This is a genomic window from Candidatus Kosakonia sp. 282A-S69 (genome assembly GCF_029433855.1).
Classification (GTDB): domain Bacteria; phylum Pseudomonadota; class Gammaproteobacteria; order Enterobacterales; family Enterobacteriaceae; genus Kosakonia; species Kosakonia cowanii_A.
The window spans coordinates 216,238-216,466 of the sequence record NZ_JAROAU010000005.1 but is presented as its reverse complement, the minus strand read 5'-3'; the positions used below and the strand labels follow the sequence as shown (position 1 = coordinate 216,466).

General features: G+C 40.6%; 1 protein-coding gene. It reads right to left on the bottom strand.

Annotation, left to right across the window (positions count from 1 at the left end):
- Positions 1-27: 27 nt before the first annotated feature.
- On the bottom strand, positions 28-229 hold a 202-nt coding region (locus PU683_RS22030), incomplete at its 5' end, for a DUF255 domain-containing protein (RefSeq protein WP_277174656.1).

The following is a 229-nucleotide window of genomic DNA, read 5'->3' as shown; positions in this document are numbered from 1 at the left end:
AGTCATAAAAGATCTATTATGGTTATTCTAATAGACATGGCACCAATGACATGTCGAACTACCGATGCTGACCAGAACCGGCTTGTTTTCGCGTTTCGCTTTTTCATATGCTTCTTCTCCCCAAGGGAACCAGTCCACAGGGTTATGAGCATGTTGAAGTAAATAAGGAGATTTCTCAGCGATTAATCTATTGGGTTTATTGTTAGTAGGCATTGGATCACCTTCTTTC